This is a genomic window from Halomonas sp. IOP_14 (genome assembly GCF_021021315.1).
Classification (GTDB): domain Bacteria; phylum Pseudomonadota; class Gammaproteobacteria; order Pseudomonadales; family Halomonadaceae; genus Vreelandella; species Vreelandella titanicae.
This window is the reverse complement of the sequence record NZ_JAINWD010000046.1, coordinates 1-20,141: the sequence shown is the minus strand read 5'-3', so window position 1 is coordinate 20,141 and position 20,141 is coordinate 1. Positions and strand designations below refer to the sequence as shown.

Sequence of the window (20,141 nt, the reverse complement as noted above, 5' to 3'; positions counted from 1 at the left end):
TTCTCGTTCGGAATAGAAGATGTAGACATAAAAATCAACGGGGATCTTCATGACGACGCAGCAAGCGCACTCACGCTTTATCCGAACGCCTTTGGCCCGCGCCATTCAATACAGTCTACTCGCCAGTTGTTTGATGGGTCTGCCCGCAACGGCGCTTGCCCAGCAAGCGGCAGGTCAGGGTGCCGCGGCTCAGCAACGCTATTCCATAGAGGCAGGACAGCTAGATACGGCTTTAAACCGTTTTGCGGTCAGTGCAGGCATCGAGATTGCCTTCGATGCCTCCTTGACCGCTAGCAAGCAAACCGCCGGGCTGCAGGGCAGCTATGGAGTAGACGAAGGTTTGGAGCGCTTGTTGGCAGGTACCGGCCTTGCGGCCGTGCGCAGTGCTGAGGGTAGTTATCGGCTGGAGAGCCTGAATGAGCGTGCTGCTCAGAACTTAGAAACCGTTTCGGTCTACGGCACCCTACCTGCCCGCTATGAAGGCCGCTACGCTGACTCTTCAATGCGTCTTCCCAAAGATATTATTGATGTGCCTCGATCCATCGACGTCATTCCTGAGCAGTTCCTGCTCGATCAGCAGGCTCGAGAAATGGCCGATGCCTTTCGCCTATCACCCAATGTGGTTGTGGCTGATGGCTATGGTGGTACCCGGGAGCACTCATTGATTCGTGGCTTCAACCGCAACGATAACTTCTATCGTAATGGCGTTCCTTTTAGCCATGAAAGCCGTATTGATCCAGCCACTATTGATAATGTTCAACTCATCAAAGGGCCCGTGGCCGATATCGGCCGGATGTCGCCGGGCGGCATCGTTAATATAGAAACCAAGCAGCCACAGTTTCAACGCGAACATTCCATTTCGACAACCTTCGATGAGCATGGGCAACGACGTGGAACCATCGATCTCACGGGCCCCGTCGGTGAGAGCCAAAACTTGGCCTATCGGATCACGGGCTCGCTTGAGGACAGCGAGACATTTCGTGATACCAACGTTGACCGGCAGTTTTTGTCTTCTGCGCTACTCTGGCAAGGTGATTCCGGTGCAAGCGTAGGCTTCAATCATGAGTATTCTAAAGATCGCCGAGAAATAGATAGAGGATTAATTACGGTACCAGTGGGGGATTTGCGACGCCGACTAGCGGATGTTCCTTTTGATACTCGCTTCGATGGAAATATTCCCAATGAGCGCAACAGTGAATATCACCTTGCTGAGCTTGACGTTGTCATTCCGTTGGCAGATTCAGCCTGGGAAATCGACAACAAGCTCTTTTACTCTAGAGAAACGGGAGAAGACCTTCGTGCCGAAGTCATTTCTGTTGGAGCCGATGTTAGCAGCGAGCTTGCTGGAGATACGCTAATCCGGCGTGTTGGTGCCAACCAAGACCGCATGCGTATATATAAATTTGCTCGCTCCCAGCTCATCGGTGAAATCGACACGGCTATACCAATACGTGTAGCAACGGGGGTGGAATATCGAGAGTTCAGCCATGAGTGGCGTTACTTAAGCGGTAATCCTCAGATTGGGGGCACTGTATCATCGCCTGACTCTTTCACTCTTATTAATGACCTTGACTCTCCCAGCAGCGAACAATTTTATGATGTTAGCCAAAAATCACATGGTGTGTTCTCGGCTACCGAGTTCTCGCTAACGGATGCAGTGACGCTTGACCTTGGGCTTAGATATGAAATATCGGAGAGCAGCTACCATAACGATAACTTTTTGACAGGTTCAACAAGCGATATCGACTCAGTTAGCAGCAGTAAGCTTACGAAGGGGCTCGGATTAGTCTGGGAGACCATGCCAGGGTTAAATCTATACTTCAGCTATGCAGACACCTTCGAGCCTCAAAATATATATGTAGGAAATCAAGAAGTTTTCGAACAGGATCCTAGAGAAGGTCGACAGGTCGAAGCAGGTGTGAAGTGGAGTTCTGCCGATAACCGCTACTTTATTACCGGCGCGGTTTTTGATCTTGAAGAAGATAACGTGGTCGAAACCATCAACGGAGAGCCAGTGCCTACTGGTGGCATCACCTCTAGAGGCGTAGAGGTCTCTATCGCCGCTAACCCTGTCGATGGCTTCAACTTGCGTGGCGCTATTGGCTTGCTTGATGCCGAGATAGTTAGCGATAACGAAGCAACGAACGGCAATCAACCGCGTAACGTACCTGACACGACTGCCAGCCTTTGGGCAAGCTACGAATTCCAGAACCCTGAAAGCGCTCTTCGGGGGCTAGGTATCGGCAGTGGCATTACCTATGCTAGCAATCGCTATGGTGATAATGGCCACGTTAATAATCTTGGCGAGACTCTTCATGGCTTTGAGCTTGGTGACTATACCGTTGTTGATGCCGGCCTCTGGTACTACCTCCCTGTCGGTAACGGCAATCGCCTACGTTTTGACTTGGGTATCAAGAACGTTACCGATGAAGAGTATATTGTTGCCTCAGGCGGCAATACCCGGATAAGCGTGGGTGACCCAAGAACATTCTATAGCGGTGTCCGCTTCGAGTTCTGATTGAACTTGCTATGTTCAAAATACCAGCCTCAAAAAAAGAGGGAGGGGGCAGCAGCCCCCATTCTTGGAATTATCCATACTCGTCCTTAGTCGATCATAAGAGAATATCATGCCGGGTTTCACGATCGTCCTTAGGCCTTTATTTAATAGCGTAGTGACGATTGTCGTCATTGCTATTTTAACGCTGCCTACTATAAGCCTAGCGTCTTCTAATAGTTCAGCCATTGCCGCTCTCGATATCCGTATCGTCGAAACAATGGTAGCGATGGATATAATACCTACGTCGCTGACGGATCCTGAGGCCCAATACTTCTCTACCACTAGGTTGATGGGGTCTACGAACCTTGGCATAGGCTTCCAGCCTAACTTGGAACTTCTAAGTCAAGTTTCGCCACAGCAGATTTTGGTTTCGCCGAATTTAGCTCAGATTTCTGCTCGGTTATCTGGTATTTCTTCATTGACGAGCCTAACGCCCTATGACATTGAAACAAGGGCAGACCCATGGCACCAACTGACCTCTTTCACTCGGGAACTTGGCAAATACATCAATGATGAGAGGTCTGCGGAACGCTTAATCCGCGAAACTGAACACCATCTCTATGCATTGCGGGATAGTATCCCAGATAACCAGCCGCCCCTTTTAATCATTCGCTTAATGGATAACCGTCATGCTCGTGTCTTTGGTAACAGCAGCATGTTTCAAAGTGCCTTGGAGCAGTTGGAGCTAACCAATGCCTGGCAAGGGGAAAGCAACCACTGGGGGTTTACGACTGTCAGCATTGACGCATTGATCGACATTGATGCCCGCTTGGTGATATTGGAAAGCCCCTACGCTAACAGCCCCGTTCATGAGCAATTCTCCACACAGGGTACCTGGCAACATATGCGCAGCTTACAGCGCGGGGATGAGATCTACTTGCCTGCGACTTTTCATCATTTTGGTGCTCTTCCTTCTGCCCTAGTCTTCTCCGAAGCTCTTGTTGAGGCCCTAGAAGCGCAAATGGGTCTTTGATGCCATTGATTTCCCGCAATACTGCACTTCTTCTTATTTCGGACTCTGCGAGTGATAGATCACTTTAGGCAGACTTCAATCAACCTAGGATTCTGACGCCATCTAATGATCAAACTACTGTCCCCCATCTTTCAAGGCGATTGGGCACACTACGGTCAAGGTCTGATCTGTAGCGAGACGGCGGGATGCCATGCATATCTTCTTACCGACCTGCTGAGCGAGCCAGAGAAGATCGACGACATTTTGGTACGGCGTGCTCGCTTTTACGATTTTAACGACTTGCGGCCAGTGGCATCTATCTGGCTGCTGAAATACGTCACTCTTCTTATTCCTCCTATCGCCGCCGCCGCAACAGTACTGCAGCATGGATTCCCCGTTAAACCGGAGTATATTTCGGTAATATTGGATGAAAATGCAGCACCAGTCGCTTTCGTAATTCCTCATCTTGGCGAAAGCATTGCTGGGCTCGACGCTCAGCGACGCTATTCTCCTCTAATAAAAGAGCATTTGGAGCCGCTTATTACCTACCTTTCCTCGCGTACTCAAGTGCCTACCAAGATATTGTGGGGAAATGTTGCGCGGCGATTAGAGACACTTCTTACACTCGCACAACAGTTAGATTCATTTTCTCCCGGTACTGCCCAGCGGGCTGCTAACGATAAAACGTACCTGCTGGAGCATCGCACCTGGCCCGGTAACAAACGCAACCCGATGTTCGGCACTAGACGGCAAACGATTCGGGTCACAGAGGAAGGGGAGGTGCCGGTGCGGCTCCATCGGCACTGCTGCCTTGACTATCTTTTGCCAGGAGGCAGTTACTGCGGGCTCTGTCCACTTTCCCCTGAATTTCGCAAGCGAAAGAAGCGTCTACCTGTGTCAAAAAGCACACCACTAAGCTAGATCACTGTTCGGTCAAGGGATCCATGAATGTTAAAAAGATTTTTAATGAGTTCATTCAATGAACCAGCGGCGTGCATTGTGGTAACAGATATCCGCAATGATCTCATCAAGCAGCTTGTGATCATTCGGTGCCAGCCCCTCAGAAACCCAACGGCCGACGATACGGCAAAGCAGCCTTCTGAAATATTCATGTCGGGGAAAGGACAAGAAGGAGCGACTGTCCGTTAGCATGCCGGTGAAGGTAGACAACAGGCCCATTTGCGCCAGATGGTTCATCTGGTTTTCCATGCCGTCAATTTGATCATTGAACCACCATGCAGTCCCCGCCTGTACCTTGCCTGCTATGCCACCGCTTTGAAAGTTACCCGCCGTGGTGACGATGATGGGGTTTTTACTGGGATCCAGCGCATAAAGAATGGTGCGCGGCAGCTCATTGGTGCTATCCATGCGATTCAGCAATTTGTTTAACGGCTCGGCAATGGGCTTATCTTGAATGGAATCAGCACCTGAGTCGCTGCCCGCCGCCGTTAATATTTGCGTACTGTTATTACGTAGTGGCCCTATGTGAAGTTGCATCACCAGGTCAGCCCGCGCGTACGCACGGCCAAGTGCTACCAATACGGCCATACGGAAGCTCTCTGCTTCCTTTGGCTCTAAGGCTTTGCCCTGGCGGCCTTTTCCAAGAATGGCGTCAAGCTGGCTAGCGCTTAGCTCATCGGCCTGTTCTAGCTGGCCAATACCGTGGTCGGCGGCACGGCAGCCGTTGGCAATGAAGTACTCCAGGCGATCCGTGAGTGCGCTTACCAGATGCTCGAAGGTGCTGATGGGCTGTCCGGTCAGGGTCTCCAGTTTTTCAAGGTAGTTATTGAAACCTGCGCCTTCGATTGCCAGCGCGCGATCCGGGCGAAAGGTAGGCACCATGGAAAGCTCACCTTTGTGTGGCGAGGCAGCAAATGCTTGGTGGTGCTCAAGGCGGTCGAGCGGGTCATCGGTGGTGCCAATGAGTTCGACCTTCATCTTTTTTAGCAAACCCTGGGCGCGGAACTCAGGCTGGCTCAGCATTGCTTGCGTGCTTTGCCAAATCTCCTCTGCGGTATCGCCGTTGATCAACTTGCCTTCATCACCAAAGTAGCGCCACAGTTCGAGATGGCTCCAGTGGTGCATGGGGTTGCCAATTGCCTTAGGCAGAATCTGGGCAAACGCCAGAAACTTCTCTTTATCTGTTGCGCTACCGGTAATGTGAGATTCAGGGACGCCCGCCCAGCGCATGACACGCCACTTGTAATGGTCATGGCTCAGCCATAGATCGCCCAGGTTGTCCCAGCTGCGATTGTGAGCCACTTCTTCGGGCGGAAGATGGTTGTGGTAGTCAATAATCGGCAAGTCCGCAGCTACATCATGGTAGAGGCGGCGTGCTGTTTCTGTATCCAGCAAGAAATCAGTGTGTAGGTAATTATTCATAGAAAAGCCTTCTGGTTTACCATTTCAGCGATAGCGGCTCGTGCAAAAGCGCCAAAGTAATGTGTTATCGCTGCTCACGACGCTTCTCCCACGGTGATTAGCCCGCCATGCTCTATGACGCGACCACCGTAGTGCAAGGGGCGATTTTCACCTGCTGGTAGCACTATATTGAGCTGTTTAAATGGAAAAGGCATATCCCCAGCCTGGCTGATTTGCAGTTCCAAACTATGCTCATCGCCGGTAAGCAGCAGAGTGGTGATGCAGTGCGGGCCATCTTTGGACTCGCCGTCATCATCGTAAATCAGTGAGGTGCAGGAAAACGATCCAGGCTGTGGAAACAGTGCCAACGTTCGGCCAACTTGCGCCTCCGGCGTTGCTTTTATGGCCTCATTAGCAAGCGGCAGTATTGATCCAGCCTTAACAAACAGCGGCATATCCGCCAATGAAACCGGCTTCTCAAACCATGTTCCCGGGGCATGCAATTGGCCTGTCCAGTAGTCCCACCATCCTGCATGGTTGTCGGGCAGATAGATGCGCCGCTTATCTGCGCCTTGCTCAACCACAGACGCTACGAGTAGGTCTCGACCTAGAAGAAAATCGTCGGTGTCTGCATAAGTCTGTGCGTCATTCTCATGGTCGAGGAAGGTGGGTCTTAGCATGGGTTCGTGGTTGTTTACCGCCTGCCAAAGGCAGGTATAAAAATAAGGCAACAAGCGGTAGCGGAATTGGATAGCGGCACGGATGCCGTCGGCAACGCTGGGGTGCGTCCAAGGCTCGGTCACAGAGCCATCGTTATTCCAACTGTGAATGGAGAACCGGGGGTGAAAAATGCCGTTCTGAACCCAACGGAGTAAAAGCTCTGGCCCAGGCTGGGGGCCAGCAAACCCGCCGACGTCATGCCCAATGTTGTAGATTCCCGAAAGCGACAGGCCCAGCCCCATGCGGATATTCCAACGCAGGCTCTCCCAACTGGTTTTGTTGTCTCCCGTCCAGGTCTGGGCAAACTGTTGTAGGCCAGCACAGCCTGAGCGGGTCACCACGTATGGGCGATGTTGGGGCGCATGTTGTGACTGCGCCTCCCATGAAGCATGAACCATCAACAGCGAATGCAAGGGCCGTATCAGCCCCACCTCGACCTCTTCACCAAAGCCAACGCAGCGAGCGCCATGATCCCACACTTCAAATTCGTTGTTATCATTCCAAGTGGAAGTGATGCCGAGGTTCAGCAGTTGTTGAGTGACGTTCTCTTTCCACCAACTGAGCGTATCGGGATTGGTGAAGTCGAGATGAGAGCCTTCATCGTCCCAGAAGCTTGAAAGCTCCGGTGTGTCAGATTCACTGTCTTGGATAAATAATTTATTGTTTGCCCCTTCTGCGTAGCGCGGGTGGTTCCTTAACAAGCAGGGCTTGATGTTGGCGATCAATCGCACCCCGGAATCATTAAAGGCTTTCGTCAACGTGGTTGGATTGGGCACCTTGTCGTTATTCCAATGAAACACATAACGCTTATCTTCAATGGAGGTGTAACCCGAAGAAAGATGAAAGCTGTCGCAGGGGATAGCCTCGTTCTCCAGCTTTCGCAAAAAGCCGATGAGCTGATCCTGAGCGTCGGGTGCATCGGTATAGGCCATGGTTGACCCGGAATAGCCCAGCGACCAGCGTGGCGGAAATGCCATCCCCCCGGTTAAGGCCAACTGGCTCTTCACCAGGTCTAGAAGCTGTGGAGACCAGCGGAAATAGTAATCCAGGTCGCCATCATCGGCCGTAAAGGAGCGATAAGGGGCGTGGTAGTTATCAAGCTCCTGCCCTATGTTCAATACACAGGTGTTCAAAGTGTCGTAGAAGATACTAAAACTACCGGTGGACGCGGTTTGGGTAAGGGTGAACGGCAGGTGTTTATACAACGGGTCGGTGCGCTCTGCGTCATATCCCATGGCGTCTAAACTGCGCATTTCGAAACGCCGCCCCGTCCGCTCTAACAGCCCGGCTTTTTCGCCCAAGCCATAAACCCGCTCATCGGGGTGCCGACGTAAATAGTGGGCGTGGGCATGGTTCTTAACGCCCAGCATATAAGCGCCGGTGGGTCTGTCTTCAGTTAAATACTTCCAGCCCTCACCCACGAAGGCTTCCCACCTAAAATGCAGTGGCTGAGAGACGATGAGCCGTAAGGCATCGGTCTCGATCTGCAACTGCCCATCCGACCACCCAAGCTTGTACTGGGGACAACTGAACCCCGTCACCGAATCACGAGAGCGGCCCTTTGGTAAGGTGTGGCCATCCGGGTTTACCGTCCATGAGCGGTTAAGGCGCCATGCACCATCTTTTAGCAGCCGCACTCGGAACAATTGGTTGTCGAGAATGTTGATGGAGATTAAATGTCTATCGTGCACTCTCAGTTGCACTGTCGTGTCGTCGTGGTGCTCCAGGCGCCAGTTTTTTAAGGTTTTCATTGTTTATCCTTTGATTCCTGAATTCAGGATTTAACGGTGGTCATCACCTGGAACCAACTCGTTAATAACCTAAAATAAGCTGGGGCAAAAATAAGCTGATTTGTGGAACGAAGGTCACCAGTAGAACAATGGCTATCAAGACTAAATAAAATGGCAGGATGGGTTTCATCACTTGACCAATACTCACGCCACTGATGGAGCAGCCGACAAACAGTGCTGAGCCCACTGGCGGGGTACAGATACCGACGCAGAGATTGATCGTCATGATGATGCCGAAGTGAACCGGGTCTATACCGATATCCTGCATCACTGGCATAAGGATAGGGGTGAAGATAAGCAGTGCTGGTGTCATATCCATAAAAGTACCAATCACCAGCAGTACGGCGGTAATGCACAGTAGAATGATGATCGGATTATCAGATATACCGATCATAAAAGAAGAGATCGTTAAAGGTATGTCGCCGAACGCCATGGCGCGGGACATGGCAATGGAGCAGCCGATTAAAAATAATACGATAGACGTTGTGACGACCGAGTCGATAAAGATCTTGGGAAGATCCGTTACCCCTATTTCTCTGTACCAACATAAAGACAGGAACAGTGAATAAGCAACTGCGATCGCTGAGGCTTCGGTCGCCGTAAATACGCCACTAATAATACCGCCAATCACCACTACAATAAGGCCTAAAGGTAATATCGCCCGGCGTACTGCTGATTTAACTTCAGCAAGGGAGGGTTTCTCCGCGACGGGGTAGCCCTTTCTTTTAGATATGATCCCTGCCACCACCATCAGGGATAAGCCCATGATGATACCGGGGATATAACCCGCCAAAAAAAGCGCGGCTATCGACGTGCCGCCAGTAATCAGCGAGTAAACAATGAGTGTTGTGCTGGGAGGAATCAACAGGCCCGTAGGACAAGAGGTGACGTTAATGGCTGTCGAAAAAGCAGGATCATAACCCTCCCGCTTCTGGATAGGAGCCATTACGCCCCCAACGGCCGCCGCTGACGCAACGGCTGAGCCGGATAAAGCGCCGAACAGCATATTGGAAATGATATTGACGTGGGCAAGCGAGCCGGGAAGCCTTCCGGCAAGCACTTTCGCTAAATCGATAAGGCGAAGTGCGATGCCGCCTCGATTCATAATGTTGCCAGCTAAAATGAAGAAGGGGATGGCTATTAACGTAAAGCTATCAAGCCCCGACGCTATTTGCTGGGCAACAATGCTGAGGGATTGGTCGACGCTCATGAATAGCAGGAAGGTGAGTGTCGCAGATACGCCAATCGCGAACGCAATGGGTATGCCTAAGACCATTAAAAGCGCGAACGACCCAAAAAGCACCAGGACGGTTATATTCATATTAATCTCTCTCTTGTGGAGCAGGTGCTTGTTGCGGATCGATAGTGAAGCCGCCCTCCGACTTAGGGTTAAGCCAAACCCGCCCTAAAAAGATAAAACAGTAAAAAATGATGATTAGCCCGGAAGCTGGAATGGGACCATATACATAGCCCATGGGGAGTCTCAACGTGGGGGTGATTTGGCCCGATGCCAGCGTTCGGGAGACCATTTGCCAACCACCCCAAACCATTACAAAGAAGGCAAAGCCAGCCACGATTAACAGTATGAGTGTATTAAGTAACTGACGTGAGCGGCCGTTTAAGGCAAGAGGCAATATATCAATGGCGAGATGTCGAGCTTGGCCAAAGGTGTAAGCACCTCCAAGTAGCGCTAACCACATGAACAACAAGCGAGCGATTTCACTTGTCGCTGTGCTTGGGGTGCCTAGTACGTACCGGGATAATACTTGCCACGTCACACTGACGACGATGATCAACAGTATTAAAAACACAGACGTGCCAAGCACATAGTCCATTGTGCGTTTCATACGTAAGACCTCTGGTTTTATTTTTGTGTATTGGTGACTAGCTTCTTACTCCCTAGTCATTGTGCAGAGAGTCGCTTCTACTCTAAAAGATGTCAACCAATTTGTTTTATTGGTTGACATGATATAGTCGGTAAGCCATCTTGCATCTGTAACTTAGAAAGTGAGTGCCTCAATGACAGTCGGCTTTCACGACAACAATCACAACAACAAGCATAACAAGCAGGAGAAACAGCTGATGACAACAAAAGCCTTGCGACATACGGCTCTAATCAGTGCGGCGCTGTTCATGTCAGCGGCCTCAGCTCAAGCCCAGACACTGCGGCTGAACCACAATAATCCTGAAGACCATCCTACTCATGTCAGCATGCAGTACATGAGTGAACGTCTTTCAGAGCTCACCGATGGTGAACTGGATATCCGCATTTATGCCAACGCACAGCTTGGCTCGCAGCGTGAATCCATGGAGTTGGTACAAAACTGTACATTGGATATGGCGCGCAGCAATACGGCCGAACTGGAAGCATTCGAGCCAATGTACAGCGCCATGAATTTACCTTTCATTTTTGAAAGCGAAGAGCATTTTGAACGGGTCATTAACGGAGATATTGGCCAAGATATTCTTAACGCGTCACGTGATAAAGGATTCATAGGGGTTGCCTTTTTAACCGAGGGGGCTCGCTCCTTTTATGGTGACCGGGCCATTCAATCGCCAGCAGACCTAGAGGGCCTGAATGTAAGAGTACAACCAAGCCCATCAGCGGTAAGAATGGTTGAGCTGTTGGGAGGCAATCCGACACCTATTGATTGGGGCGAGCTTTACAGTGCGCTTCAGCAAGGGGTGGTCGAGATGGCAGAAAATAACCCAACGGCCCTGACGAACGCGCGTCATGGCGAGGTAGCAAGCCATTTTTCGCTTGATGAACATACCATCATCCCATCCGTGGTAGTCATCTCCAGCTGCGCCTGGGATCGTATGTCGGAGGATCAGCAAGCGGCGATGAGACAGGCGGCATCAGAAGCTCAGGCATTCCATTCCGATTCCTGGAATAAAGCGGCAATGGCAGCATTGGAAACCGCAGAGACTGAGATGGGGGTTGAGATTCATGAAGTAGATAAAGCGCCCTTTATTGAAGCGGTCATGCCTATGCACGATGAAGTGGCCAACCAATCTGCTGAATTGGCCGACCTAATCAGCCGAATCAAGGCCGAGGCTAACTAAAACCGCTGCAGGGGAGGTGGGAGATGCTAGAGCGATCATCCTTGGCTGAGAATGCCCTAACGTCGTTACATGACGAAGAGTACGACGTGCCGTTCAATCTGCAAAATCTGAACCACTCCACAATGGTGTTCACGAAAGGCCGCACGTCGACGTCGCTTAACGGCAGTTGGAATTTTTGCGTGGATTTGCTTGATACAGGTCTGCGTCAAAAGTGGTATGAAATGCAGCCGGCCAACCCTGTTGATCGCATTGAACCCTGGGACTACGACCCATTTATGGGTGAGTCCATCCCGGTGCCCTCAAACTGGGCCATGTTAAAGGAAAAGTGGTACTTCTTTGAGGGCAGTGCTTGGTACACCAAAAAGCTGCCCCCAGAGCTTTTTAAAAAGCGAGAGAGTGACGCGGAATCAGACCAACGCTACATCCTTAGGGTCGGTGCGGCTCAGTACGACTGTAAAGTATTTCTTAACGGAAAATTCCTAGGCAATCACTATGGCGGCTCGACGCCCTTCTACGTTGAGTTGACGGATGACCTTGCCGAAGAAACCAATTGGCTGATGCTGTGTGTCAATAATACCCGTACGCTGGATCGCGTCCCGATGCGCAATACAGACTGGTTTAATTACGGTGGCGTTTACCGCGAGGTCGAGCTCTTTAGCTTACCCAGAGAATTCATTCGCGATATGTTCATTCGCCTTTCTCAGGATGGAAGGGCGATAGAGGTTGATGTAGTTGTTGATAGAGCTGTTGATAGCGCTGTTGATGGCCCCAGCATTCACCATGCTCACCTTGAGATACCTGAATTAGGAATTGCTCAAAAGATTAACATTGAACATGGCAAAGGTACTTGCCGAATAGCAGCAGAGCCAGAGCGATGGTCGCCTGAAAACCCACGCCTATATAAAGTGGTGCTGACGGCTGGTGAAGACCGTATCACTGACAATGTTGGATTCCGCTCCATCGTTCGCCAAGGGGTAGATATTCTCCTAAACGGCGAGCCTATCTGGCTACGCGGCATTTCTGTCCATGAAGACGACGACATCCTAGGGAAAGTGACGTCCGACGAAGACATTCGCAGACGGCTCGCTCATGCGAAAGAGCTCGGGTGCAATTTTCTTCGCCTCGCGCACTATCCCCATCATGAACGCGCAGCTGAACTAGCCGATGAGATGGGCTTTTTACTGTGGCAAGAAATTCCCGTTTACTGGGCCATTGACTTTGATAATCACAACACGCTTAAAGACGCTAAAAACCAACTCATTGAATTAATAAAGCGTGATCGCAATAGGGCTAGCGTCATTATTTGGTCGATTGGTAACGAGAATCCAGATACGGATAGTCGTCTCTCTTTTATGCGAGACCTGGCTGAAACTGCACGCTTGTATGACCCCACGCGCTTAGTCGCCGCAGCGTGCCTAATTAATCATGCAAAATTGAAAATTGAGGATCGGTTAGTCGACCATTTAGACGTTATAGGCATTAATGAGTACTACGGTTGGTACGATGAAAACTTCGACGACCTGTACGCCATCGGAAAAAATTCCGACCCTGATCGCCCCGTCATCATTTCTGAAACGGGGGCGGATGGCGATAACTCGTCTCAAGGCCCATCTGAAGGCCTGTTCAGCGAAAAGTATATGGCGGATGTTTACCGGCGGCAGATCGATACGCTGCAAAAATTAGCGTATATCAAAGGCATGTCGCCTTGGATTTTATACGATTTTAGAGTTGAGCGAAGACAAAATATCTTCCAGAGAGGATTCAATCGAAAAGGGTTAATTGCTGCTGATAAATCTACAAAAAAAGAAGCATTTAATGTTCTAGCTTCTTTTTACCACTCTATAAAAGATTAAAAATGGAAATGAAATCTAATGCATAAAGGTTTACGGCGTTACCAGGAGCTGGCTCGCGACTTAAAGATTTTGATTCAGCAGAAAGGGTATAAAGTCGGCGATCGTATTATGACTGAGCGTCAGATTTCAGAGGCTTTGAACGTGGGCAGGTCTGCCGCACGCGAAGCCATACTCATGCTTGAAATTGAAGAGCTGGTTGAAGTGAGAAAAGGGTCTGGCATCTATTTGCTTTCCGACAGTCGCTCGGTAGCACAGCCTGTTGTGGATGATATAGGACCGTTTGAACTGTTACAGGCAAGGCAGCTTTTGGAAAGCAGCATCGCCGGCTTTGCCGCGGTGTCAGTCACCAAAAACGATATTGTACGCATGCGGGAAGCGCTTGATATGGAGCGCAAGGGCATTGAAGAAAAGAATAACGACTACTCCAGTGATGAACTATTCCATCGCCTGATAGCAGAGGCCACGCAAAACAGTGTACTGGTCGATATGGTTTCTGAACTGTGGGCCAAAAGAGACCAGAGCTTGATGTGGGCCAGACTGCATGAGCGGATATTTGATACCAACTACCGAGAAAAATGGCTAAAGGATCATCAGGATATTCTCTCTGCACTGCAGCTAAAAGATGCCGAAGGGGCGCGTAAGGCGATGTGGGTTCATTTAGATAACGTCCGAGACACCCTAATGGAGCTTTCCGACGTGGAAGACCCGAATTTTGACGGTTATCTGTTTAACAAGAGCACGATTTAATAAGAGCATTATTTAACACTAATAATACGGGGGAGAAGGTTGATGAAACATACATGGCGCTGGTTTGGGCCGGACGATCCAATCAGCTTGTCGGATGTACGACAAGCGGGCTCGACTGGTGTTGTGACGGCTTTGCATCACTTACCGAACGGTTGTGTGTGGCCCTTGAGTGAAATCATGGAGCGTAAAGCTATTATCGAAGCTGCTGGGCTTGAGTGGACAGTAGCAGAAAGCATTCCAATTCATGAGGATATAAAGACTCACGCCCATGGTTGGGAAATACTGGCCGATGCCTGGGCTGAAAGTGCCATTAACCTTGCCGAGGCTGGCATAAAAACCATCTGTTACAACTTTATGCCCGTCCTTGATTGGACCCGGACGTCCTTGCGCCATGAGTTACCTGATGGGGCCTTATGCTTAAGGTATGACGCGCTTAGCGTCGTCGTTTTTGATTTGCTTATACTGCAGCGCCCCGGCGCAGCGTCAGATTATGACGAGAAAACGCAGGAATCAGCCCGGGCTCGCCTATCTGAAATGAACGCAGATCAGGTTGAGGAACTAACGAATACTATTATTGCTGGCCTACCAGGCGCTGAAGAAAGCTACAGTCTCGATAGCTTTAGCGAGCGGCTCGCTGCCTACAAAGACATTACTGCTGAGGTCTTGAGAGAAAACCTCGCTTCGTTTCTCTCAAGAGTCATTCCAAAGATAGCGCATACAGGCGTTCGATTAGCGATTCATCCAGACGATCCACCGTATTCTCTGTTCGGGCTGCCGAGAGTGGTCTCAACCGCCCAGGACTTAAGAGATATTGCGAATATGGTCGATTCGCCGGTAAATGGTTTCACGCTCTGCTCTGGATCACTGGGCGTACGAGCTGATAACGATGTGCCTGCAATATTGCAAGAACAGGCGGATAGAGTGCACTTTTTGCACTTACGAAATACTACCTTGGAAGCAGATGGGGCCAGTTTCCACGAAGATGCCCATTTAGAGGGTGATACCGATATGGTTCGCCTAGTCGATATCATTCTGGACATTGAAGCAAAAAGGGGCGAACAACTTCCCTTCCGTCCAGACCATGGTCATGCGATGTTGAGTGATTTGCGCAGCGACTTTAAACCTGGCTACCCGGCAATCGGGCGTTTGCGCGGCATGGCGGAAATTCGTGGTGTTGAGCGTGCGCTTCAGTTCAAACGTTCCAACAAACCATAGCCTTGGAATCAAAATAGATAGGCTGTGTGTAAGAGGGTGAGTATAAGAAAAACTAATACCCCATTAGCAGGATGATTTTTAGCAATCAGCATTCCCGGTTACTTTATTGCCAGATTAATTAACGCGACGCTAATTCCGGCAATGGGGGCAGGGCAATGTGGGAAAGTTATATCACCGGGCTAGTGGTGTGCGGCGGGATTATCATGGCGATTGGGGCGCAAAACGCCTATATCCTAGGGCTGGCTATTCGTCGTGAGTACCACTGGTGGTCGGCAGGGTTGTGCATCAGCGCGGATATTATCCTGCTCACGGCGGGCATGTTTGGGGTGAGTGCTTTTCTGCTGACGATGCCCAACGCATTGGAGGCAATGCGCTGGGTGGGCGTAGTGTTTTTAAGCTGGCTGGCGGCTCAGGCGCTGTTTAGAGCCTTTAGCGGGCGGCAAGGGTTAAGTGCCGAAGCGGGCAAAGCGCGCAGCTTAACCAAAGTGATTTTCGCCACTCTTGCCGTCACCGTGCTTAACCCCCAGGTATATCTGGATACGCTGCTGCTAATACCCGCCATTGGCGCCCAGCAGGAGAGCGCCGGTGTGTTTGTGGCGGGGGCATCTACTGCGTCCATCCTTTGGTTCAGCCTTCTGGCCTGGGGCGGCGCTGCGCTTTCGCCTTGGCTTTCAAAACCCATCGCATGGCGCATTATCGATGGCCTGATTGGCTTGATGATGGCGGGTATCGCCGTGCATCTTGCTCTAGGGGCGACATCGCTTAGCTAAGCCATTTATTGGTTAATGACGACTCGTTTTTAATGGCGACTAAAATAGGCCTCCATCACCGCGATGACTTTGTCGATATCTGCGTCATTAAGATCACGATGGGTAACGAAACGCGTGGCGTAAAGCAGCTCAATCAAAATGCCGTGCTCTTTTAGCCAGGCGGAGAGTGGCTTTACATGCTCGTCGGGAAAATGCGCGAATACCATATTGGTTGTCTGAGCGCTGATCTCGACTCCTGGCAGCTTTGCTAAGCCCGCTGCAAGGCGCTCTGCACGGCGGTGATCGTCGGCTAAGTCTGCCACGTGGTGATCTAACGCATACTGGCAGGCGGCGGCGATAATACCTGATTGGCGCATGCCACCACCCACCACTTTACGCCAGCGCCGAGCGCGGTCGATCAATGCTTGTGAGCCCACCAGCGCCGACCCTATTGGCGTACCCAGGCCTTTTGAGAAGCACAGCGACACGCTATCGAACGGCAGGCACAGCTGCTTGAGCGAGGTGTCGGTTGCGACAGCGGCATTGAATAAGCGCGCCCCGTCTAAATGCGTTGCCAGGCCGCGCTCGCGAGCAAGCTCAGTGGCTTTTAATACGTACTCTGCGGGCAGCACTTTGCCGCCAATGGTGTTTTCTAATGCCAGCAGCTTAGTACGCGCAAAGTGAAAATCGTCGGCTTTAATCGCGGCACTGATTTTTTCCAGTGGCAGGCTACCGTCAGCGGCGTTTTCAATGGGCTGGGGCTGGATACTGCCCAGCACCGCGGCGCCACCGCCTTCCCAACGATAGGCGTGCGCGGACTGCCCAACAATGTACTCATCGCCGCGCTCGCAGTGGGACATTAGTGCCACTAGGTTGCTTTGAGTCCCACTAGGAAACAGCAGTGCCGCTTCTTTACCTGCCTGTTCGGCCAGATTTGCTTGAAACGCGTTGACCGTTGGGTCATCGCCCCACACATCATCGCCAACCGGGGCGGCCATCATGGCGTCTTTCATGGCAGAGGTCGGACGGGTCACCGTATCACTGCGTAAATCAATCATGCGCATCTCCTTTATTGTGTGGAGCAATCACTCGGAAGCGTTTTCTCAAGCAAGTTCTGGGGAACCATCTATGGTTAACAGCATACTGCAAGTCTCTCAAGCAAAGGCAAACAGATGGATCTGAAAAGTGGTTATCCCTTTTGGGCAGTCAAAAATGGCCTGTTGAAAACCTTTCCTCAATTGACTCGCGATCACCAATGCGAGGCTGTTGTGATTGGTGGCGGTATTACGGGGGCGTTGATTGCTGATGAGCTAAGCCGCAGTGGCCACCATGTGGTGGTGCTTGAACGCCGGGATGTTGGGTGGGGCAGTTCAGCCGCCAGTACGGCTTTGCTGCAGTACGAAATTGACACCCATATGACAGAGCTAGCCGAGCGCTATGGCGAAGCCGATGCAGTGCGTGCTTACCGCGCCTGTGCAGAGGCCATTGGCGAGCTTGAGTCCCTGGCGGCAGGGCTGGGCGATGTGGACTTTGAGCGTCAGCAAAGCCTTTACTATGCCAGTAGCGAAGAGGATGTCGCATCGCTTCAGGAGGAATTGGCGCTGCGCCAAAAACACGGTTTTGAAGCCGAGTGGCTTGAGCGCAAGGCTATTTTGGCGGAGTACGGCTTTGAGGCACCCGGCGCTATTCTTACTCAGCTAGCCGCCACTATTGATCCTTATCGCATGGCATATCAGCTGTTTTCCAGAGTGGTCGCGCGTGGGGGAGAAGTATATGACCGCACACAGATGGAGACGATGACGCCGGATGATCAAGGCGTCACGCTCACTCTGGCCAATGGCGCCAAGCTGCGTTGCCAGTACGTAGTGATGGCCGCAGGGTATGAGTCTCAAGCCTGGCTGCCAGAAAAGGTGGCCGTCAATCGCAGTAGCTATGCGCTGATTACCGACCCACTACCGCCAGAGGCATTGGGCAAACTGCGCCACACCATGATGTGGGAATCATCGCGCCCCTACCTGTATATGCGCACTACCTGCGATGGACGACTTCTCGTAGGGGGAGACGACGACGATGAAGATATTCCCAAGCGCCGCGATGCGAGGGTAGAAGAAAAGGCCGAAGGGCTAACAGCTAAAATAGAAACGCTATGGCCTAAACTCGAGATTAATCCTACATTCTCTTGGGGTGGCACCTTTGCTGAAACCGACGACGGTCTACCTTTTTTCGGCCCGCATGACGCCCTAGGCCCTCGCGTTCATTTTGCCATGGCCTACGGCGGCAACGGCATTAGCTATAGCATGATAGGCGCCAAACTGCTGCGCGCGCTTATAGAGGGTAGAGAACACCCTTTGGCGGAGCTGTTTTCATTTAGACGCCTGGCCAAAATGGCCTAACCTAAAGGCAAGAACCGAGTGGCGGGCAAGTTTAAAACGAGTATTCTTAACGGATATTCATAAGGAAAGCGGGCAATGGGCCATACACTTTATTTGCGTGCACTGGAGCGCAACGACCTGCGCTTTGTTCATGAGCTAAATAATAACCAGAGCATTATGTCGTACTGGTTTGAAGAGCCTTACGAGTCATTTGATGAGCTGGAGGAGCTGTATAACAAGCATATCCATGACAACGCCGAACGGCGCTTTGTCGCTGAAGATAGCCATGGAAATGCCATCGGTCTGGTAGAACTGATCGAGATCGACTACATCCATCGCAGCGGCGAGTTTCAAATCATTATTACCCCGGAGCATCAGGGCAAAGGGTTTGCGCGCACGTTAATTCGCCAAGCGCTGCATTACTCGTTCACCATTCTAAACCTGCACAAGGTATATCTCATTGTGGCGGTGGATAATGTCAAAGCGATTCACCTTTACGAGGAGAGTGGCTTTATAGAAGAGGGCCACTTGGTGCAGGAGTTCTTTATCAATGGCAAATACCGCGATGTAAAGCGGATGTATATCTTGCAGGGCACTTACCTGACGCAACTGTCCGAACAGCAAGAAGAGGGGGGCGAGTGGGCTTAGTGGGGGTAAGAAAAATCGGTAAACCTAAGCAACCAATACTCCTGCCATTCATTATCAAGACTAACTTGGCAGGAGTACCAGTGCCTGAGCTTTACTGGAACGAAGCTTCTAGGCGCTCTGCACGATCACCCGCTGCTGGGTGGCTGGAGAAGACGCTGCTGTTGTTGCCGTATTTGGCTTCCATTTTGCGTAGAGCTGCAACTGAAGCCTCTGCATTCATGTCGTGGCGCTGCATTAGCTCAATGGCATAGTCATCAGCTGCACTCTCTTGGCTTTGAGAGAACTGAGCATTGATCAGTTTTTCGCCCAGGTCACCAAGCTCAGAGCTTGATAGTGCGGCGGCGGTAGTGCTGCCGCTGGCCGCAGCTGCTTCACGTGCAGCGGAAGCCGCATAGGCAACCTGGAAAGCACGCTTGGAGTGTCCTAACGAGACGTGGCCGATCTCGTGGGCGATAACGTAACGCACTTCATCGTCGGTCATCTCATCCATCAGCCCGCTATGCAGTCGAATGGATCCGTTGGGTACCGCAAAAGCATTCATTTCTTCTATTCGATAAACGTTATAGTCAAGCGTATGGCCGTCGACTGTTTCCCAGCCTTGGGTTAACTCGGCCAAGCGTTTTGCATACTGGCTATCGTCTGCAACAAGGTGGTTCTGGGAGTCAAGCTGGGCGATGGTTTGATCGCCTAGTTGTTGCATTTGCTGATCTGACATCGTGGCAGCGCCGGCTAAGCTGGAGCCCGCAGACATTAAGCCTCCGAGATCAGCGCCTGATTGACAGCCGCTAAGGGCGAGTGTCGCCACTAAACCTAAAGCATAAGATGTTTTGCGAACCAAAAAAGGTGTTTGCATCGTCCGTTCCTTCGTCAATGTGCGTGCATAACAAGAAGAGTCTGCACGTTGAGTATTGCGCCTTTATCAGCCGAATTAATATTAGACTATTTCTTTATATAACTCCATACCCAGCCGTGAAGTAAATGATTTGGGGGGACTATGTATACTGAAGCGTCGAGGTGGTTATCATTAATCCACTAGGTATTGCAATACTATTTGTTTTTTTAAAGAGGTGACAAATATAATTAAGGAAGCTCTGAAAAAGTCACTGCCATC

At 50.9% G+C, this 20,141-nt stretch carries 16 protein-coding genes; 10 read left to right on the top strand and 6 right to left on the bottom strand.

The window, feature by feature from the left end; all coding sequences use genetic code 11:
• The first annotated feature begins 49 nt into the window (after positions 1 to 49).
• The 3 genes from K7H09_RS21170 (at position 50) to fhuF (ending at position 4,430) form a co-directional block, all read left to right on the top strand.
• Positions 50 to 2,518, top strand: coding sequence for a TonB-dependent siderophore receptor (locus K7H09_RS21170; RefSeq protein WP_230805892.1), 2,469 nt, complete (start codon positions 50 to 52; stop codon positions 2,516 to 2,518).
• Between the two features lie 109 nt (positions 2,519 to 2,627).
• On the top strand, positions 2,628 to 3,530 hold the full coding sequence (locus K7H09_RS21165; protein WP_230805890.1) for an ABC transporter substrate-binding protein: 903 nt from the start codon (positions 2,628 to 2,630) through the stop codon (positions 3,528 to 3,530).
• A gap of 105 nt (positions 3,531 to 3,635) precedes the next feature.
• The gene (gene fhuF, locus K7H09_RS21160) at positions 3,636 to 4,430 is read left to right on the top strand and encodes a siderophore-iron reductase FhuF (RefSeq protein ID WP_141439779.1); all 795 of its coding nucleotides are present in this window, start codon (positions 3,636 to 3,638) and stop codon (positions 4,428 to 4,430) included.
• Positions 4,431 to 4,481: 51 nt separating this feature from the next.
• Here the strand turns inward: fhuF and uxaC are convergent, their stop codons facing one another.
• From uxaC to K7H09_RS21140, 4 genes are all read right to left on the bottom strand, one after another.
• Positions 4,482 to 5,891: a glucuronate isomerase gene (gene uxaC, locus K7H09_RS21155; protein WP_230805888.1), complete on the bottom strand. Its 1,410-nt coding sequence runs from the start codon at positions 5,889 to 5,891 to the stop codon at positions 4,482 to 4,484.
• A 74-nt stretch (positions 5,892 to 5,965) separates the two neighbouring features.
• The gene (locus K7H09_RS21150; RefSeq protein WP_230805886.1) at positions 5,966 to 8,341 is read right to left on the bottom strand and encodes a glycoside hydrolase family 31 protein; all 2,376 of its coding nucleotides are present in this window, start codon (positions 8,339 to 8,341) and stop codon (positions 5,966 to 5,968) included.
• Positions 8,342 to 8,402: 61 nt separating this feature from the next.
• Positions 8,403 to 9,701, bottom strand: a complete 1,299-nt coding sequence (locus K7H09_RS21145) for a TRAP transporter large permease (RefSeq protein ID WP_138799759.1) — start codon at positions 9,699 to 9,701, stop codon at positions 8,403 to 8,405.
• A gap of 1 nt (position 9,702) precedes the next feature.
• The gene (locus K7H09_RS21140) at positions 9,703 to 10,227 is read right to left on the bottom strand and encodes a TRAP transporter small permease (protein WP_009287128.1); all 525 of its coding nucleotides are present in this window, start codon (positions 10,225 to 10,227) and stop codon (positions 9,703 to 9,705) included.
• Positions 10,228 to 10,399: 172 nt separating this feature from the next.
• Between K7H09_RS21140 and K7H09_RS21135 the strand changes: the two genes are divergently transcribed.
• From K7H09_RS21135 to K7H09_RS21115, 5 genes are all read left to right on the top strand, one after another.
• A complete protein-coding gene (locus K7H09_RS21135) occupies positions 10,400 to 11,446 on the top strand; it encodes a TRAP transporter substrate-binding protein (RefSeq protein WP_230805884.1) in 1,047 nt (348 codons plus the stop codon).
• 23 nt (positions 11,447 to 11,469) lie between these two features.
• A complete protein-coding gene (locus K7H09_RS21130) occupies positions 11,470 to 13,299 on the top strand; it encodes a glycoside hydrolase family 2 protein (RefSeq protein WP_230805882.1) in 1,830 nt (609 codons plus the stop codon).
• Positions 13,300 to 13,317: 18 nt separating this feature from the next.
• Complete coding sequence (locus K7H09_RS21125) at positions 13,318 to 14,046, top strand: FCD domain-containing protein (RefSeq protein WP_027959959.1); 729 nt, start codon at positions 13,318 to 13,320, stop codon at positions 14,044 to 14,046.
• Between the two features lie 42 nt (positions 14,047 to 14,088).
• Positions 14,089 to 15,261, top strand: coding sequence for a mannonate dehydratase (gene uxuA / locus K7H09_RS21120; RefSeq protein WP_230805880.1), 1,173 nt, complete (start codon positions 14,089 to 14,091; stop codon positions 15,259 to 15,261).
• 155 nt (positions 15,262 to 15,416) lie between these two features.
• A complete protein-coding gene (locus tag K7H09_RS21115; RefSeq protein ID WP_009287132.1) occupies positions 15,417 to 16,031 on the top strand; it encodes a LysE/ArgO family amino acid transporter in 615 nt (204 codons plus the stop codon).
• Between the two features lie 29 nt (positions 16,032 to 16,060).
• Here the strand turns inward: K7H09_RS21115 and ltaE are convergent, their stop codons facing one another.
• Entirely contained in the window at positions 16,061 to 17,068 is a 1,008-nt protein-coding gene (gene ltaE / locus K7H09_RS21110) for a low-specificity L-threonine aldolase (RefSeq protein ID WP_039859237.1), read from the bottom strand.
• Positions 17,069 to 17,182: 114 nt separating this feature from the next.
• On the opposite strand from ltaE, the gene K7H09_RS21105 reads away from it, so the two are divergent.
• Both K7H09_RS21105 and speG read left to right on the top strand, forming a co-directional pair.
• On the top strand, positions 17,183 to 18,403 hold the full coding sequence (locus K7H09_RS21105; RefSeq protein WP_230805878.1) for an NAD(P)/FAD-dependent oxidoreductase: 1,221 nt from the start codon (positions 17,183 to 17,185) through the stop codon (positions 18,401 to 18,403).
• 75 nt (positions 18,404 to 18,478) lie between these two features.
• Entirely contained in the window at positions 18,479 to 19,030 is a 552-nt protein-coding gene (speG, locus tag K7H09_RS21100; RefSeq protein WP_009287135.1) for a spermidine N1-acetyltransferase, read from the top strand.
• A 91-nt stretch (positions 19,031 to 19,121) separates the two neighbouring features.
• Here speG and K7H09_RS21095 read toward each other — a convergent pair whose 3' ends face one another.
• Positions 19,122 to 19,883, bottom strand: coding sequence for a M48 family metalloprotease (locus K7H09_RS21095; RefSeq protein ID WP_022521788.1), 762 nt, complete (start codon positions 19,881 to 19,883; stop codon positions 19,122 to 19,124).
• Positions 19,884 to 20,141: the final 258 nt, after the last annotated feature.